We start from the raw sequence: 17025 nt of genomic DNA on the forward strand, positions 1-17025 counted from the left end.
AAAAAATGAACGACAGCTCCATAGCAGGTACAAACGGATATTCAGCGAGCGACATGACGGGCCAACCTCGTTTCCAGCCGGGTCTGCCCGAACCCGAGGATCAGGCAGATCACCCAGTAGTACAGCGCCGCGACCCCGTAGAGCGCGAAGAAGTCGAAAGTGGGGGCGGCGGCGAGCTGGGCGACGCGCAGCAGCTCGGTCACCAGGATGGTGGAGGCCAGCGAGGTGTCCTTCACCAAGGAGATCAAGGTGTTCGACAGCGGCGGCACGGCGATGCGCGCGGCCTGCGGCAGGATGATCAGCCGCAGCATCATCGGGTACGACATGCCGAGCGCCTGCGCCGCCTCCCACTGTCCCGTGGCGACGCTGAGGATGGCGGCTCGCACCACCTCGGCCGCGTATCCGCCGACGTTGAGGCTGAACGCGATCACCGCGGCGGGGAAGGGGTCGATCACGATGTCGAACTGCGGCAGAGCGTAGAACACGATGAACAGCTGCACCAGCAGCGGTGTCCCGCGAATGATCGAGATGTAGAAACGGGCCGCCGCCGACAGCGGCCGCACCGGCGACATCCTGGCCAGCGCGACGAACAACGCGAGCGCCAGGCCGATGGCGAAGCTGACGGCGGTGAGCGGAAGGGTCTCGGTGACGGTGGCCTGCAGCATCGGCCACAGGTTGTGCCAGATGAGGTCCCGGGTGGCGGCGTCCATGAACGATGTCGGCTACTGGCTGACGTCTGTCCCGAAATACTTCTCGGAGATCTTCGCCAAGGTGCCGTCGGCGCGCAGCTGGTTCAGCGCGTTGTCCACGTCGGTGATCAGCGCCTCGCCCTTGCGCGCGGCGAACGCCTGCTTGCTCACCGATCCGGTCCGGCCCGCGATCTTCACGCTGGTGTCGCCGGTCTTCTTGGTGTATTCGGCGACGGCGAGGTTGTCGTTGACGGTGGCGTCCACGCGGCCGTTCTTCAGCAGCTGGATGGCCTGTACGAAGCCCTCTACGGCCTCGACCTTCGCACCCGCGTCGGTGGCGACCTTGCTCCAGTTGCTGGTGGCCGACTGCGCGCAGGTCTTCCCGTTGAGATCGGCGAGGCCGGTGACGGCATTGTTGTCGGCGCGGGTGACGATCACGCCCGCCGATGTGGTGTAGGGCGCCGACAGCGCGTACTTGACCGCGCGCTCGTCGTTCACGGTCACCTGGTTGGCCACCAGATCGAAGCGCTTGGATTCCAGGCCCGCGAAGATGGCGTCCCACGGGGTCTGCACGAACTCGACTTTCTTGCCGAGTTTGTCGCCGACCGCCCTGATCACCTCCACGTCATAACCGGTGAGTTTGCCGTCGGAGCCTTGGAAGCTGAAGGGAGCGTAGGTGCCCTCGGTGCCGACCTTCAGAACGTTCGGGTCGCTGTCACCGCACCCGCTCAGTCCGGTGGCGGCGACGATGGCGAGCATGGCGGCGGCGAACAGCTTGCGACGCACGGAAATCCTCTCTTCGGTGCGTGGAACTCCACACACGGCACGCGAGTCCGGTCATGCTACGCCCGGACCCGTGCGCGCGACAGTATCGCGATCACCACGCTCGGAAAGGTTGTGCTCATTGATTTCGCCCGAACGACCGGGAAGCGGGTATCCCCGCCTCCCGGCATAGTCGATACCGCGGCGGTCAGTCGCGCAGCGGACGGCCCTGCGAATCGGGAACCTTGCCGACCAAGATCATGACGCCGTCGATGAGACCCCAGATGCCGCCGAGACCACAAGTCAGGATCGTGACCACCAGCTGGGCGATGCCCAAGCCGTTGTATCCGAGATAGAAACGGCCGACGCCGAAACTGCCGAGGAAGATCTGCAGCAGGCCCGCGACCAGTTTCTGCTTGTCCGACAGCGGAACACCGAACGGGTCGCGGCCCCAGGGCGCCTCCGGGTCGTTCGGGTTGTAACCCTGCGGGCCCATCGGGTACGGCGCCTGCGGGTAGCCGCCCGGCTGCTGGCCGTAGCCGCCGACGGGCTGGCCGTACTGCGCCTGCTGGTTGTAGGGGTCCGACGGCGGATTGTACTGCGGCTGGCTCTGCTCCTCCAGCGGCTTGGTCAGGTCAGGGCCGGTGCCCGGCGGGCCGTACTGCGGGCCCCCGGCGCCCGGATTCTGCTGGTAAGGGTCGGTCACTCATGTCCTCCTCATTAGTGCGGGCACCCTCTTGTCGGCCCCCGGCCTCACTGGATCGCCGAACCGCGGCTCGTCACGATCACGAGTCATTGTCACCGGGAACGACCGGGTTGTCGCCCCGGAGCGTTCGGCGCTACCAGTGGTTATCGCGGCGGATCGCACGATCGTTGCCGCGGAGGAGAGTCGATGGCAGCCCGCGACGGATCGGGCCGTCGCGGCGACCGGCGGCGATCAGCCCTTGTCCGACGCGGCCGTGCCGGAATTCGTTTTCTCCGAACCGCTTTCGGAGCCCTCGCGATGCCCGTCCAGCTCGGCAGCGGACGTCCCGGTCTCGGCCGCGTCGGCGGCGGACCCGGCCTTCTCGAATTCGCCGGTACCCGAGGACTTCTCGGTCGGCGCCGCTGCGGCGGCACGCAGCGCGCGGATCTGCCACGGCCACGGCCGGGGGGTCGCGCCGGGTTGCAGCTGCTCGGGCGTCTCGCGCCCCTTGGTGGCGAACACGAAGTAGGCGATCGCGGCCAGGAACACGAGGGCGGAGGTGAACGAGTTGATCCGGATGCCCGCGATCTTCGTCGCCTCGTCGGCGCGCATCAGTTCGACGAAGAACCGTCCGAAGCAGTAGCCGGCGACGTACAGGGCGAACAGCCGTCCGTGACCGATCCGGAAACGTCGGTCCACGTACACCAGCAGCACGACGACCAGCAGGTTCCACAGCAGCTCGTACAGGAAGGTGGGGTGCACGATCTTTTCGACCACGCCGGTGGAGGCGCCGTTCATCATGTCGAGCTGACCGTCGTCGCCCACCCGCCGGTAGATCTCCAGGCCCCACGGCACGTCGGTCTCGCGCCCGTAGAGCTCTTGGTTGAAGTAGTTGCCGAGCCTGCCGATGGCCTGCGCCAGCAGGATCGGCGGCGCGACCGCGTCACCCAGAGCGGGCAACGGGATCTTGTATACCCGGCAGCCGATCCACGCTCCGATACCGCCCAGCAGCACCGCACCCCAGATGCCGAGCCCGCCTTGGTAGATCTTCAGCGCGTCGACCGGGTGCCCGCCCGCACCGAAGTATTTCTGCCAGTCGGTGGCCACGTGGTAGAGCCTGCCGCCGACCAGGCCGAACGGCACCGCGAACATCGCGACGTCCAGGATCGCGCCGGGCTGGCCGCCGCGAGCGCGCCAGCGCCGTTCGCCCCACCAGATCGCGACGATGATGCCGAGAATGATGCACAGGGCATACGCCCGCAGCGGGAACGGACCGAGCTGCCAGACGCCGCGCGCGGGGCTGGGGATGTAGGCCAGCACGGCGCCGCTGACGCCGCCGTCGGCCAGGACACTGTCTGCGAGGACTCGTAACGTCACGGGGCCACCGTAGCGGAGATGCTCGACCGGCCCGCCACCACCGCACCGCCCTCGCCGCGTCGGGGTTCGCCCAAGACGCCCAGAGCGCCCGTGCCGAGCCCGATCGGCCGATCCCGGATCATGGCGATTCGGCCGCTCGCGGGTCGAAGTCCGGAGCCCGTCGAACGGGCTGCGGAACCGTGCGCCGCGCTGGACTCCGACCGGTTGCTAGGACGCGACGGTCGCCGACCGCACGCCTTCGGCCAATTCCGCGGTGAGTGCTCGCACCGCGTCCAGACCTCGGCCCGCCGCGCTCACCAGCGCCGAACCGACGATGACGCCGTCGGAGTAGGACGCGATCTCGGCGGCCTGCACGCCCGAGCGGACGCCGAGGCCGACGCCGATCGGGATGTCGGAGTGGGCCCGGATCCGCGCGCACAGTGCGGGCGCGGCCGAGGACACCACGTCCCGCGCGCCGGTCACGCCCATGGTCGAGGCCGCGTAGACGAAGCCGCGACTGGCCTCGAGCGTCTTCACCAGGCGTTCCTCGGTGGACGACGGCGCGACCAGGAAGATGCGGTCCAAGTTGTGCGTGGACGAGGCGATGAACCAGTCGTCGGCCTCTTCCGGAATCAGGTTCGGGGTGATGATGCCCGCCCCGCCCGCGGCGGCCAGATCCCGCGCGAAGCGATCCACGCCGTACTGGAGCACGGGATTCCAGTAGCTCATCACGACGGCCTTGCCTCCGGCTCCGGTGATCGCCTCGACCACCGAGAACACGTCGCGCACCCGCACTCCGCCGCGCAGCGCCTGTTCGGCGGCGGCCTGGATGGTCGGGCCGTCCATCACGGGATCGGAGTAGGCGACGCCGACCTCGACGATGTCGCATCCGGCTTCGACCATCGCGCGCACGACCTCGATCGAACCGGCCAGGTCGGGGTAGCCCGCGGGCAGGTAGCCGATCAGTGCCGCGCGACCCTCGGCTCGGCAGGCGGCGAAGGTGTTCGCCAAGCGGGACTGCTGGCTCACCGGCCCTCCTCCTTCGGCTCGTCGAACAGCCCGAACCACCGCGCTGCCGTGTCCATGTCCTTGTCGCCCCGGCCGGAGAGGTTCACCAGGATGATCGCGCCCTCGCCGAGTTCCTTGCCCAGTTCCAGGGCGCCTGCCACCGCGTGCGCCGACTCGATCGCGGGGATGATGCCCTCCTTGCGACTGAGCAGCAGCAGGGCGTCCATCGCCTCGGTGTCGGTGATCGGCCGGTATTCGGCGCGGCCGACGTCCTTGAGGTAGGCGTGCTCGGGTCCGACGCCCGGATAGTCCAGGCCCGCCGAGATCGAATGCGACTCGATGGTCTGGCCGTCCTCGTCCTGCAGCAGGTACGAGTAGGCGCCCTGGAACGCTCCCGGCGTCCCGCCGGTGAACGTGGCCGCGTGCCTGCCGGTGTCGACGCCGTCACCGGCCGCTTCGTAACCGATCAGCCGGACGTCGGGGTCGTCGAGGAACGCGTGGAAGATGCCGATGGCGTTGGATCCGCCGCCGACGCAGGCGACGACCGCGTCGGGCAACCGGCCGGTGGTGGCTTGCACCTGGGCGCGGGCCTCCAGGCCGATGATGCGCTGGAAATCGCGCACCAGCATCGGGAACGGGTGCGGGCCCGCGGCCGTGCCGAAGCAGTAGTAGGTGTCGTCGGCGTTGGTCACCCAGTCGCGCAGCGCCTCGTTGATGGCGTCCTTGAGCGTCTGCGAACCGGAGGTCACCGAGATCACCTCGGCGCCGAGCAGGCGCATCCTGGCCACATTGAGCGCCTGGCGCGCGGTGTCGACCGCGCCCATGTAGACGACGCAGTCCAGACCGAGCAGCGCGCAGGTGGTCGCCGTGGCGACGCCGTGCTGGCCCGCGCCGGTCTCCGCGATCACCCTGGTCTTGCCCATCCGCTTGGCGAGCAGCGCCTGGCCGAGCACATTGTTGATCTTGTGCGAGCCGGTGTGGTTGAGGTCTTCGCGCTTGAGCAGGATGCGGGCGCCGCCCGCGTGCTCGGACAGCCGCTTGCACTCGAACACCGGCGACGGGCGGCCGGTGTAGTCGCGCTGCAGCCGATCGAGTTCGTTGAGGAAGGAGTCGTCGAGCCGGGACTTCTCGTACTCGGCGGTGACCTCCTCGATGACGGCCATCAGCGCTTCCGGCACGTGCCTGCCGCCGTAGACGCCGAAGTGGCCGCCCACGTCGGGCTCGTGGCCGCTGCGCTGGGCGACGCCGTCGCTGGCTTGAGGTACCGCCGCCACGCCGGTCACCGACCCCGCCGTGCCGGCTTCGGGCAGGACGGGTGGGTGCCCGCGGTCACCAGCTCGGAGACCGCCGCGCGGGGGTCGCCACTGGTCACCAGCCCCTCGCCGACGAGCACGGCGTCCGCGCCCGCACCGGCGTAGGCCAGCAGATCGGCGGTGCCGCGGATGCCGGACTCGGCGATCCGGATGACCTCGGTGGGCAATCCGGGCGCGATCCGCGCGAACACGTCGCGGTCGACCTCGAGCGTCTTGAGGTTGCGGGCGTTGACGCCGATCACCGACGCGCCCGCCTCCAGCGCGCGGTCGGCCTCCTCCTCGGTGTGCACCTCGACCAGCGCGGTCATGCCCAGCGACTCGGTGCGGTCGATCAGGGAGGACAGCACGTCCTGTTCCAGCGCCGCGACGATCAGCAGGATGACGTCCGCGCCGTGCGCGCGCGCCTCGTGGATCTGGTACGGGCCGACGACGAAGTCCTTGCGCAGGATCGGGATGCTCACCGTGGCGCGGACCGCGTCCAGGTCGTCCAGCGACCCGTTGAAGCGGCGGCCCTCGGTGAGCACGCTGATGATCCGCGCGCCACCGTCCTCGTAGGCCTTGGCCAGACTCGCCGGGTCCGGGATGTCCGCCAGCTCGCCCTTGGACGGACTTGCTCGCTTGACCTCGGCGATCACGCCGATGCCGTCCTCGAGCAGCGCCGCGCGGGCGTCCAGCGGCGCGGGGGCCGCCGCGGCGGCCGCCTTGACCGCCTGGAAGTCCAGCAGGGCTTCCCGAGCGGCCACATCCGCGCGGACCCCGTCGAGAATCGAGTCGAGTACCGTCATCTGGCTCGAATCCTTTCTGGGGAGACGGACTTGCTACCTGAGAATCCCCCCAGGCGCTGTCTCACCGATGCTGTCAAAGAATAAATGGACCTACCGGGCGCGTTCGCGCCGGGGCTGGGGTTGAACCATGCGGAAGGGCTCCGCGCAAGGTGGCACCCGCCACACCTGCCGCGCGGAGACAGCTCAGCGGCCACGTCGGCCCGCCTCGCCCGGGTCGGAATCTTCTGGGGACGCCTGGCCGGCCTGCGGTTCGTCGGTCGGGTCGGTGCCCGCGTCCAGCGCGTCCCACAGCACGCGCTCGGACAGCTGAGGTGCCGACCGGTCGTCCGGGGACTGCGCGCGCCGCTGCGTGACCTCCGCCGTGGCGGCGGCGCGCCGGAAGACCGGGTTGTCGTACTTGCCGGACAGCCGCGCCGTCTCGGCGGGCATGCGGGCCAGCAGCGCGCCCGCGCCGAACGCGGCGACCGCGCCGAGCAGCGCGAGCACGGCGGGGAACGCCGAGGTGGTCGCCGTCTCGACCTGCGCGCGCGCCGGGAGCTCCGCGAGCTTCGCGGCCCGCTCGGCGGTCTTGCCGGAATCGGTCAGCAGCGCGAACGCGGGCACCGCGGCCACCGCGGCGACCAACGCAATCAGCACGCCGACCACGCGACGCAACCAGCCCTTGGTGGCCAGCACGGCCGCGATCGAGGCGAGCAGGACCAGCGCCAGCGGGGTCAGCGCGCCGAACCACACCCCGCCGTTCAGATGATCGGTGCGGGGCTGGGTGAGACCGTCCGACGAGGTGACCGTCACCCAGGTCATCCGGGACGACGCCCACAGCGCGGCGGCGGCGAGGGCGAGCAACGCCACTGGAGCGACGGGGTAGTTGCGGCGCGAATGGCCTTCCGCGCTCGCCGGTCCGGCCGGGCCGTCGGCCGCTGGAACGGCTTGTGGCCCCGCGGTGTCCGGGGTCGGTTCTCGCGCTCGGTCGGGTTCGTCTCCGGAATGGGCAGCCGTCATCGCGTGCCGCCGTCCGCCGCACCGGGTTCCGTACCGTAGGCCCGCACCGTTCCGGCCGCCGCGATCGCCTTGAGCACCGCCATCGCCTTGTTGCGGGACTCCACGTCCTCGTACTCGGGGTCGGAGTCCGCGACGATGCCTGCGCCCGCCTGCACGTAGGCCGTGCCGTCCTTCAGCAGCGCGGTGCGGATGGCGATGGCCGTGTCGGCGTCACCGGCGAAGTCCAGGTACCCGACGACGCCGCCGTAGACGCCACGCCGGGTCGGCTCGAGTTCCTCGATCAACTCCATCGCGCGCACCTTGGGAGCGCCGGACAGGGTGCCCGCCGGGAAGCACGCCCGCACCGCGTCCAGCGCGATCCGTCCGGGCGCCAACCGGCCGGACACCGTCGACACGAGGTGCATGACATGGCTGTAGCGCTCGATGTGGCGGTACTCGGTGACCCGCACGGTGCCCGGCTCGCACACCCGGCCCAGGTCGTTGCGGCCGAGGTCGACGAGCATGAGGTGCTCGGCGTTCTCCTTCTCGTCGGCGAGCAGGCCCTTCTCCAGCAGCAGGTCCTCCTCCTCGGTGACGCCGCGCCAGCGGGTGCCCGCGATCGGATGTGTCGTCGCCACACGGTCTTTCACGGTCACCAGTGATTCCGGGCTGGAGCCGACGATGGAGAACGCGGTGCCGCCCGCGCCGTCCGGGATGTGCAGCAGGTACATGTAGGGGCTCGGATTCGACGCGCGCAGCATCCGGTACAGATCGATCGGCGCACCGTCGTAATCCATCTCGAAACGCTGGGACAGCACCACCTGGAACGCTTCGCCCGCCTCGATCTCCTTGACCAGGCGGCGCACGCCCGCGCCGAACTCCTCGGTGGTGCGCCTGCGCCGGTATCGCGGCTCGGGCCGGTCGAACACCGACACGGTGGAGTCGGCGGGCGCGCCGAGCGCGGCGGTCATCCGGTCCAGCCGGGCCACCGCGTCATCGTAGGCCTCGTCGACGCGCTCGGCGGTGCCGTTCCAGTTCACCGCGTTGGCGATCAGTGTGATCGCGCCCTCGTGGTGGTCGAACGCGGCCAGGTCGGTGGCGAGCAGCAGCACCATCTCCGGCAGTCGCAAATCGTCCAGCGCCAGGGCGGGCAGCCGCTCGATCCGGCGCACCGCGTCGTAGCCGAGGTAGCCGACCATGCCGCCGGTCAGCGGCGGCAGCCCGGGCAGCCGCTCGGTGCGCAGCAGCTCCAGCGTCTCGCGCAGCGCGACCAGCGGATCGCCGCCGGAGGGCGCGTCGGCCGGGACGTTGCCCAGCCAGGCCGCCTCGCCGTCCACGACGGTCAGCGCCGAGGGGCTGCCCGCGCCGATGAACGACCAGCGCGACCACGACCGGCCGTTCTCCGCGGACTCGAACAGGAAGGTGCCCGCCCGGTCGGCCGCGAGTTTGCGGTAGGCCGACAGCGGAGTCTCCGAGTCCGCCAGGACCTTTCGGGTGACCGGGACCACCCGGTGCTCCGCGGCCAGCTGATGGAACTGCTCGCGGGTCGTGGTGGTGGGAGTGGACGCGCCTGCCATGTACTCATCATCCCAGGCCGGACCGGCCGGCGATTGAGCGGTGCCGCCGACGCGGCGACCCGGCGCGACAAACCCGACAAATCAGGTCGACCGTCCGGTTCCCACGCGGTCGCCGAAGGTGTGGCCAGGCTCACTACACTCGCGGCGTTCCACGTCGCATGCGGTATCCATCTCGAGAGGAGACAACTGATGTACCCCTCGCAATCGGTAGCGCCCGAGGGTTCTCGGCACATCCCGAACCACAGCGTCCCGCGCCTGCACGCCCCGCGCACCGGGGGCACGAGTCATCCGGCCTACCAGCAAAGCGCCCCGGCCAACGCGCTCGCGTCCTTCGTCACCTACGTCAAAGCACTGGAGTCCCTCGACAAGAACCGCTTCCCCGACGAATACGCCGTCCACAGCGACCGCATCAAAGAGCTGAGGCCGTTCCTGCGGGCCCACGGCATCCTCGATGTGATGGCGATCAAGAACCCTGAGGTGGCGGCGCTCATCGGCGCGTAGCCGCCCTTCCCCTCGGCTCGTGCCCGATGACCGGCGCCGCGATCGGATCGCGGACAGCGCACGGCGGGCACGAGCACCAGGTCCGGCGCGCACGAAATACCCGATTCGACCGACCGCGCGGTAGTGTTCCCGGGTATGCAGCAAGGACAGCTCGCCCCTGATTTCGAGCTTCCCGATCAATCCGGCACTACCCGCTCGCTCGACGCGCTGCTGGCGGACGGCCCTCTGGTCCTCTTCTTCTATCCCGCGGCGAACACGCCCGTCTGCACGGCCGAGGCTTGTCACTTCCGCGACCTCTCCGCCGAATTCGCCGCACTCGGCGCCACCTGTGTCGGCATCAGCACCGACAACGTGGACACCCAGGCCGGGTTCGCCGAGAAACAACGCCTCGGCTACCCGTTGCTCTCCGACGCCGACGGCGCCGTCGCCGCGAAGTTCGGCGTCAAGCGCGGGCTGCTGGGCAAACTCGCACCGGTGAAGCGGCAAACGTTCGTCATCGACACCGACCGCACCATCCGCAAGATCATCACCGGCGAGCTGCGCGCCGCCGTCCACGCCGACGAAGCACTGAACTACCTGCGCAACCGGTAGACGAGCGCTGTCGGGCAGTCCGTATCAGCCCTTCGCACGGCCACAGCGAACGCGGAGGTACGCACAGATGGCGCCGTCGGACGTAGTCCGTCCTCAATCCGCGCACGGCCGCAGCGAAGGCGGAGGTACGCACAGAGCGCACGGCCGGAGCGAACGCGGAGGTACGCACAGAGCGCACGGCCGCAGCGAACGCGGAGGTACGCATTATCCGCGCGCCGTGGCCGCTTCCCGATGACGGCGCGGCCTAGGCTGGACGCATGACTTCGACCGACGTGCAGCCGGGCGAGCGCAAACCCGCGGCAGCCGTCTGGCGCACGCGGATCATCGTCGGCGCGGCGATTCTCGCGGTGCTGGTCGTCTCCTATTTCGTCCTGTCCGCGTTCGTCCCGCGCTGGTGGGCGCAGCGGGTCGGCTCGATGGTGCACGGAAGCTTCACCAAGGGCATCGGCTGGGGGCTGTTCTACGGTGGATTCTGCACCGTCGTCACGCTTTTCCTGCTGCTGTTCGCCGTGCTGGTGTGGCGGCGTAAGGCGGGCAGGTTCCTGGCCGGAGCGGCCGCGGTGGTCGCGATCCTGTGCGCCATCCCCAACCTGATGACGCTGACCATCGTGCTGGGCAACAGCAGTGCCGCCCACGCAGGTCAGCGGATCTTGGATGTCGACGCGCCCGCCTTCCGTGGCGCCGCGCTCACCGGCGCCGTCATCGCGACGCTGTTGTTCCTCGTCGCCGTGGCGCTGTTGCTGCTGCGCAGGTGGCGGCGCACCCACCCGGCGAAACCGGAGGCCGAGGACACGCAGCCGCGCCACGTGTGAGTGAACTCACGTCATGCGGCATCTTTATGCCGGTCGAGCGAAGTCGTGGCAAACTCAATGTCGCGGGTGACTGTGCACAAGATTTTCGACAATCACTAGGACAACGAACAAAACCACGTCACTTGGCTTGAAAGAAGGCACACAGTGACGAAGTGGCTCGACCCGGTCGAACAACGCGCGTGGCGTGCGATCGTGGCGCTGATGACGCGGCTGCCAGGAGCTCTGGACACCCAGCTGCAGCGCGAGTCCGGCGTGACGCATTTCGAGTACTGGGTATTGACGCTGTTGTCGGAGGAACCGGGCCATCGCCTGCAGATGAGTGAGCTTGCCCACAAGGCAAATGCATCGCTATCGCGGTTGTCGCATGTGGTGTCCAAATTGGAGCGCATGGGCTGGGCGCAGCGTTCGGCGACGGCGGGGCGGCGCGGCGTGCACGCCGTACTCACCGACGACGGGTACCTGAAGGTCGTCGAGGCCGCACCCGGATATCTGGAAGCCGTGCGGCACTTGGTCTTCGACGGCTTGGACGAGGCGCAGAAGGCGCAGGTCGCCGAACTCGGCGAACTGCTGGCCGAGCGGCTGGCCGACGCACTCGACCGGCTCGGCGAACTCGCGCCCGCGAGCCGGGACGACCAGCAACCGAACGGCAGCTGAACGTACCTCCGCCTCCGCTGCGGCCATGCGCGGGCTGAAGACGAACAACGTCGGACAGCGCCCGTTCAGCGCATCCCCGGTTCAGGATCGCGCGGCCAGGAGCACGTCCGAATCGAAGCAGGTGTGCGTGCCGGTGTGGCAGGCCGCTCCTTCTTGGTCGACAATCAACAGTATCGTGTCGCCGTCGCAGTCGAGTCGTACTTCGTGCACGTACTGGGTGTGGCCGGACGTCTCCCCCTTGACCCAGTACTGCCGACGGGAACGCGAATAGTACGTGGCCTTACGGGTTTCCAGCGTGCGCGCCAGCGCTTCGTCGTCCATCCACGCGACCATCAGCACGTCACCGGTGGCGCGTTCCTGCGCGACGGCCGAGACCAATCCGGCGTCGTTGCGCTTGAGACGGGCGGCGATGGCGGGGTCGAGACTCATAGCACCGTTATAACAGGGGCGCCCGCGACCGAGCGCGCCCGGAGTGCACGATCAGCCCACCCGGGAGCGCTGGAGTTCGCCGAGCACCGCCCAGGTGCGCCGCTGGTACTCCGGGGTGGTCAGATCGGTCTGCGAGAACACGACCTCCGTCGCGCCCGCCGCGAAGTACTCCGCGACGCGGGCCGCGATCAGGTCCTCGTCGCCGATCACCACCAGTTCCGCCGCCCGCGAGGCACCGGACAGCTGGATCACCCGCGCATAGGAGGGGATGTCGTCGTAGAACGTCGTCTGGGCCGCGGCGGCCGCACGGGCGGCATCGATGTCGGCGGTGATCACGCCGGGCACCAGGACGGTGATCCGGGGTGCGGGCCGCCCGGCCCGCTCGGCCGCGGCGGTGAGCGGTGCGACGATGTGCTCGGCCAGCGCCTTGGGGCCGACCAGGAAGGGCAGGGTGCCGTCGGCCAGCTCACCCGTGACGCGCAGGGCCTGCGGGCCCATGGCGGCCACCAGGATCGGCACCTGCGGGCGTGCGCCGGCCACCGCGGCGGGCAGCGGCGTGGCGGCGGTGAGCGTTTCGCCGTGGAAATCCACCGTGCCGGTGTGCAACACGGTGCGCAGCGCGGTGAGGAACTCGCGCAGCCGGGTGATCGGCCGGTCGAAGGATCCGCCGAAGACCGGGTCGGCGAGGAATTTCGCGCCCAGGCCGAGCCCGAGGGTGAACCGGCCGCCGGTGGCCGCCTGCGCGGTCTGCGCCTGGCTGGAGATCAGCAGCGGATGACGCGCCGTGATCGGCACCGCGGACGTGCCGACCGTGAGTCCCGGCACGGCGCGACCGACGATCCCGGCCAGCGCGATGGCGTCGTAGCTGAGCGTCTGGCCGAACCACACGGACGACACTCCGGCGGCGAGCGCCGACTCACCCAGCGACACCGCCGTGTCCACGGCGTTGCCGGGGGCGTCGAGGGCGAACGGCGACAGCGCGATTCCGATGGTCATGCCCGATGCAACCGCGCCGCTTCGACCTGCCTTCCTGGTCGGCGAATTTCCGCCAGTCGCTACCGGATGACGATTTTCTCCGCCCGCATCGAATCCTTGACCTGGCCGATGGTCAGATCGCCGAAGTGGAACACGCTGGCGGCGAGCACCGCGTCGGCGCCCGCGTGCACCGCCGGGGCGAAGTGCTCGACCGCGCCCGCGCCGCCGCTGGCGATCACCGGGACGGTGACCGCCGCCCGCACGGCACGGATCATCGACAGGTCGAAACCGGCCTTGGTGCCATCGGCGTCCATCGAATTGAGCAGGATCTCGCCGACACCGAGTTCGGCGCCGCGCACGGCCCATTCGACGGCGTCGATGCCGGTGCCGCGTTTGCCGCCGTGAGTGGTCACCTCCCACCCGGAGGGGGTGTCGGGTTGCCCCTGCGGCACGGTGCGCGCGTCCACCGAAAGCACGATGCACTGGGAGCCGAATCGCTCGGACATCTCGCGCAGCACTTCCGGCCGCGCGATCGCGGCGGTGTTCACCGAGACCTTGTCCGCGCCCGCGCGCAGCAGGCGGTCCACGTCCTCGACCGTGCGCACCCCGCCGCCCACGGTGAGCGGGATGAAGATCTGCTCGGCGGTGCGGGTCACCACGTCGATCATGGTGCCGCGGTCGCCGGTGGAGGCGGTCACGTCGAGGAAGGTCAGCTCGTCGGCGCCCTGCGCGTCGTAGAGCGCGGCCAGTTCGACGGGATCACCCGCGTCGCGCAGGTTCTCGAAGTTGACGCCCTTCACCACGCGTCCCGCGTCGACGTCCAGACACGGGATCACCCGTACGGCCAACGTCATTGCCTCACCCTTTCTCCGCGGCCGCCGGATCGGCGACCGTGCAGATCATGTCGAGCAGTTCTTCGTGCACGCCGGGCGCGGCCGCGAGCACGGAGCCGGAGGCGATGGTCCACGGCTCGCCCACCAGGTCGGTGACCACTCCGCCCGCCGCGCGCACCAGCGCGACGCCCGCCGCGTTGTCCCAGGGATGGTGCCCGAACACGATCGCGCCGCCGAGCACGCCCGAGGCGGTGAACGCCAGATCGATGCCGGTCGAGCCGTGCATGCGCACCCGGGAGGACAGCCTGCTCAGCGGTCCGAGCAGGTCGAAGCGGAACTGGCCGGGGATGCGGCCGTGCGAGTCGACGTTGAACGCGCCGAAACCGATCATCGCCTCGGCCAGTTTGCCGCGCGGCAGCGGTGGCAGCGGCCGCCCGTCCAGCAGCACTGGGCCTCCGGACATGGCGGCGTAGCGGCGGTCGAGCAGCGGTAGCCAGGTCAGACCGAGCACCGGCTCGCCGTCGCGAACCAGCGCGAGCAACATGCCGGAGAGCGGATGCCCGGACGAGTAGTTGAAGGTGCCGTCGATCGGGTCGAGCACCCATGCGGTGCCCGAGGTGAGTTGCGGTCCCCCGAACTCCTCACCGTGCACCTCGATGCCGGTGCGCCTGCGCAGTTCGGCGGAGACGGTGCGTTCCAGTTCCAGGTCCAGCTCGGTGGCGAAGTCGTTGCGGCCCTTGGCGACCGCGCTCGGCGCGCCGATGCCCTCGATGAACCGCGTGCGCACCGAGTCCAGGACCTCGCTCGCCTCCGCGAGCAGTGCCGACAGCTCCTGGGTCATCTCACCGCGGCCAGCGCCTCGGGCAGCGTGAACCGGCCCGCGTAGAGCGCCTTGCCGACGATCGACCCCTCGACGCCTTCCGGCACCAGTTCGGCGATCGCGACCAGGTCCGCGATAGTGGAGACGCCGCCGGAGGCGATCACCGGGGCGTCGGTGGCCGCGCAGACCTCGCGCAGCAGGTCCAGGTTCGGGCCGGTGAGCGTGCCGTCCTTGGTCACGTCGGTCACCACGTAGCGCGAGCAGCCGTCGCGTTCCAGCCGCTCGAGCACCTCCCACAGGTCGCCGCCGTCGCTCACCCAGCCGCGTCCGCGCAGCCGGTGCTCGCCGTCGACGATGCGCACGTCCAGGCCGATGGCGATGCGCTCGCCGTGGCGGGCTATGGCCTTCGCGCACCAGACCGGGTCCTCCAACGCGGCGGTACCGAGATTGACCCGGGCGCAACCGGTGCTCAGGGCCGCTTCCAGGCTCTCGTCGTCGCGGATGCCTCCGGACAGTTCGACCTTGACGTCGAGCTCGCCGACGACGCCCGCGAGCAGTTCCCGGTTCGAGCCGCGCCCGAAGGCCGCGTCCAGGTCGACCAGGTGCACCCATTCCGCGCCGGCTTCCTGCCAGGCCAGCGCCGCCTCACGAGGCGAGCCGTAGCTGGTTTCGCTTCCGGCTTCTCCTTGCACGAGGCGCACGGCCTCTCCGTTGGCGACATCGACGGCGGGTAGCAGCACAAGACTCACGAGAGCAGCCTAGTGGTTACCCGGCCGCGTCCGAGTGCAGGGCCTGGGCGGATGGGAGCTCGATCACGGATTCGGGCCGATCGACGTGAGCCACTGGCCGCCGGTGTGCGACCGGTCGACCGTATCGCTCCAGACGCGACTCGATCGACCAGCCTGGCGGGTGCGCCGCGAACCTTCACCTGCGCGATGTCCACGCGGCCATTCCCCCAAAATTTGTTGGCTGCGCCCACAATCTGTTAAGTTGGTGGAGCCAATGTTGGAATCACCAACGTTATCGGAAAGGTGCGTTCGATGCGCAAAGTCCGGCTCGCCCTCCCCCTGCTGACCCTCCCGCTGGCCGCACTCACCGCCGCCTGCGCCTCGGCCACCGCGACACCGACGGCGGAGGTGCGCGAACTGCTGGACCGCGGGCAGATCACCGCCTTGGTCGACCGGCTCGGTCGCGCTCTGGACGAGGGACGATTCGACGACCTGCGGACGATCTACACCCCCGACGCGACCGCGAAGACCCCCGGCGGCACGGCCGAGGGCCGCGACGCGCTGATCGCCCAGGCGAGCCGCAATCACGGCGAAAATCTGCGCATCCAGCACGTCATCGGCAATGTGCTGATCGACATGCGCGGCGACACGGCGGACGTCCGGGCCAACCTGATCGCCACCTTCGCGCTCGCCGCCTCCGACGGGACACCTCCGCAGCCGGTCTACACCCTCGGCGAGGTCTACCGCTTCGACGCGATCCGCACCGGCGAAGGCTGGCGCTTGTCCCGGGTGGAGACCAACCCGATCTGGTCCACCGGCACGCGCCCGTGAGCACCGCTCGGCTCCGGCGCCACGCCGAGCGGGCGCATGACGCCCGACGACGGTGCTCGGGCGCCGCTCGCTCGGCGAGTTCCAGCGAAGCCGGGATGTCGTGATCCGTCACGAGATCGCCGCGATCCGGGGCGGCGCGGGCGGTATCGTCTCCGCTCGGCGATCACCCCCGGTCGCCGCTTCCATTTCGCACCGAGGAAGTGCATGTCACGATCCAAACTCGCTGCCGCCCTGTCTCTTTCGGCAGTCGCCTGCTCCGCGGCCTTCGTCGCCGCACCCGCCGCCACCGCCGCCCCGCCCGAGGAGGCGCGGCTGGCGGGATGCGAATTCGGTTTCGCCGCGGCGACCTACGACTACGCGCGGTTCGGCGACCACGCGCGGCGGATGCTCGACCTCAGCACCGGGGAATTCCGGACCGAGTTCGAGAACTTCCGCGCCAACATCCAGTCGAGCGCGGAGGCCGCGCACCTTCGCGCCGAGGCCAACTCGGCCGATTGCCGCATCGTCTCCGGTGACGACAACCGGGCCGAGGTGGACGTCGACGTGGTGCGGACGGTGACCAGCGACGAGACCGACGGTCTCCCGCAGACCAGCCGCATGTCGATGACCGTGACGGTGGACCGGGTCGACGGGCGCTGGCTGGTCAGCAAGGTCAGGAAGCACTGACCGGGCGGCCGGTCTCGCGCGCTCCGTGCGCG

At 69.8% G+C, this 17025-nt stretch carries 20 protein-coding genes; 6 read left to right on the top strand and 14 right to left on the bottom strand.

The annotated features are described in order from the left end of the window. Positions 1 to 41: 41 nt before the first annotated feature. The 9 genes from ACWEH3_RS14805 to ACWEH3_RS14845 all read right to left on the bottom strand — a co-directional run bounded on the left by ACWEH3_RS14805 (position 42) and on the right by ACWEH3_RS14845 (position 9153). The gene (locus tag ACWEH3_RS14805) at positions 42 to 710 is read right to left on the bottom strand and encodes an amino acid ABC transporter permease (protein WP_450016191.1); all 669 of its coding nucleotides are present in this window, start codon (positions 708 to 710) and stop codon (positions 42 to 44) included. 12 nt (positions 711 to 722) lie between these two features. Beyond that, positions 723 to 1475 carry an amino acid ABC transporter substrate-binding protein gene (locus tag ACWEH3_RS14810; protein WP_450016189.1) on the bottom strand — a complete coding sequence of 251 codons (753 nt, stop codon included), beginning with the start codon at positions 1473 to 1475 and terminating at the stop codon, positions 723 to 725. A 184-nt stretch (positions 1476 to 1659) separates the two neighbouring features. Continuing rightward, complete coding sequence (locus ACWEH3_RS14815; protein ID WP_450016187.1) at positions 1660 to 2157, bottom strand: TM2 domain-containing protein; 498 nt, start codon at positions 2155 to 2157, stop codon at positions 1660 to 1662. A gap of 231 nt (positions 2158 to 2388) precedes the next feature. Then, positions 2389 to 3513 (bottom strand): prolipoprotein diacylglyceryl transferase, encoded by a 1125-nt coding sequence (gene lgt, locus ACWEH3_RS14820; protein WP_450016185.1) that lies wholly within the window; start codon positions 3511 to 3513, stop codon positions 2389 to 2391. A 207-nt stretch (positions 3514 to 3720) separates the two neighbouring features. Next, complete coding sequence (trpA, locus tag ACWEH3_RS14825; RefSeq protein ID WP_450016183.1) at positions 3721 to 4521, bottom strand: tryptophan synthase subunit alpha; 801 nt, start codon at positions 4519 to 4521, stop codon at positions 3721 to 3723. Continuing rightward, entirely contained in the window at positions 4518 to 5783 is a 1266-nt protein-coding gene (gene trpB / locus ACWEH3_RS14830; RefSeq protein WP_450016181.1) for a tryptophan synthase subunit beta, read from the bottom strand. The genes trpA and trpB overlap by 4 nt, the downstream gene beginning before the upstream one ends. Next, positions 5780 to 6598 (bottom strand): indole-3-glycerol phosphate synthase TrpC, encoded by an 819-nt coding sequence (trpC, locus tag ACWEH3_RS14835; protein WP_039797261.1) that lies wholly within the window; start codon positions 6596 to 6598, stop codon positions 5780 to 5782. The genes trpB and trpC overlap by 4 nt, the downstream gene beginning before the upstream one ends. Positions 6599 to 6781: 183 nt before the next feature. Next, a complete protein-coding gene (locus ACWEH3_RS14840) occupies positions 6782 to 7597 on the bottom strand; it encodes a TIGR02234 family membrane protein (protein WP_450016179.1) in 816 nt (271 codons plus the stop codon). Then, positions 7594 to 9153, bottom strand: a complete 1560-nt coding sequence (locus tag ACWEH3_RS14845; protein ID WP_450016177.1) for an anthranilate synthase component I — start codon at positions 9151 to 9153, stop codon at positions 7594 to 7596. Before ACWEH3_RS14845 ends, ACWEH3_RS14840 begins: the two co-directional genes overlap by 4 nt. 189 nt (positions 9154 to 9342) lie before the next feature. Here ACWEH3_RS14845 and ACWEH3_RS14850 point away from each other — a divergent pair, with 189 nt between their 5' ends. From ACWEH3_RS14850 to ACWEH3_RS14865, 4 genes are all read left to right on the top strand, one after another. Further along, positions 9343 to 9654 carry a hypothetical protein gene (locus tag ACWEH3_RS14850; RefSeq protein WP_379255605.1) on the top strand — a complete coding sequence of 104 codons (312 nt, stop codon included), beginning with the start codon at positions 9343 to 9345 and terminating at the stop codon, positions 9652 to 9654. A gap of 135 nt (positions 9655 to 9789) precedes the next feature. Next, positions 9790 to 10245: a peroxiredoxin gene (locus ACWEH3_RS14855; protein ID WP_450016175.1), complete on the top strand. Its 456-nt coding sequence runs from the start codon at positions 9790 to 9792 to the stop codon at positions 10243 to 10245. 257 nt (positions 10246 to 10502) lie between these two features. Continuing rightward, on the top strand, positions 10503 to 11057 hold the full coding sequence (locus ACWEH3_RS14860) for a permease (protein ID WP_450016173.1): 555 nt from the start codon (positions 10503 to 10505) through the stop codon (positions 11055 to 11057). 201 nt (positions 11058 to 11258) lie between these two features. Next, entirely contained in the window at positions 11259 to 11711 is a 453-nt protein-coding gene (locus ACWEH3_RS14865; protein ID WP_450016290.1) for a MarR family winged helix-turn-helix transcriptional regulator, read from the top strand. A gap of 81 nt (positions 11712 to 11792) precedes the next feature. On the opposite strand, the gene hisI is transcribed toward ACWEH3_RS14865, so the two are convergent. From hisI to priA, 5 genes are read right to left on the bottom strand one after another with little or no spacing between them, the layout of a single operon-like run. Further along, a complete protein-coding gene (gene hisI / locus ACWEH3_RS14870; RefSeq protein ID WP_195082714.1) occupies positions 11793 to 12140 on the bottom strand; it encodes a phosphoribosyl-AMP cyclohydrolase in 348 nt (115 codons plus the stop codon). Between the two features lie 51 nt (positions 12141 to 12191). Beyond that, on the bottom strand, positions 12192 to 13136 hold the full coding sequence (locus ACWEH3_RS14875) for a TIGR03564 family F420-dependent LLM class oxidoreductase (protein WP_452358331.1): 945 nt from the start codon (positions 13134 to 13136) through the stop codon (positions 12192 to 12194). A gap of 59 nt (positions 13137 to 13195) precedes the next feature. After that, a complete protein-coding gene (hisF, locus tag ACWEH3_RS14880) occupies positions 13196 to 13969 on the bottom strand; it encodes an imidazole glycerol phosphate synthase subunit HisF (RefSeq protein ID WP_379255610.1) in 774 nt (257 codons plus the stop codon). A 4-nt stretch (positions 13970 to 13973) separates the two neighbouring features. Further along, entirely contained in the window at positions 13974 to 14789 is an 816-nt protein-coding gene (locus tag ACWEH3_RS14885) for an inositol monophosphatase family protein (RefSeq protein ID WP_450016168.1), read from the bottom strand. Then, positions 14786 to 15517: a bifunctional 1-(5-phosphoribosyl)-5-((5-phosphoribosylamino)methylideneamino)imidazole-4-carboxamide isomerase/phosphoribosylanthranilate isomerase PriA gene (priA, locus tag ACWEH3_RS14890; RefSeq protein WP_450016166.1), complete on the bottom strand. Its 732-nt coding sequence runs from the start codon at positions 15515 to 15517 to the stop codon at positions 14786 to 14788. Before priA ends, ACWEH3_RS14885 begins: the two co-directional genes overlap by 4 nt. A 291-nt stretch (positions 15518 to 15808) precedes the next feature. Here priA and ACWEH3_RS14895 point away from each other — a divergent pair, with 291 nt between their 5' ends. Together ACWEH3_RS14895 and ACWEH3_RS14900 are read left to right on the top strand one after the other, a co-directional pair. Further along, positions 15809 to 16327, top strand: a complete 519-nt coding sequence (locus ACWEH3_RS14895; RefSeq protein WP_450016164.1) for a nuclear transport factor 2 family protein — start codon at positions 15809 to 15811, stop codon at positions 16325 to 16327. 204 nt (positions 16328 to 16531) lie between these two features. Then, positions 16532 to 16993, top strand: coding sequence for a hypothetical protein (locus ACWEH3_RS14900; protein ID WP_450016162.1), 462 nt, complete (start codon positions 16532 to 16534; stop codon positions 16991 to 16993). The last annotated feature ends 32 nt before the right edge of the window (positions 16994 to 17025 follow it).

Source organism: Nocardia sp. NPDC004718, from assembly GCF_053601535.1.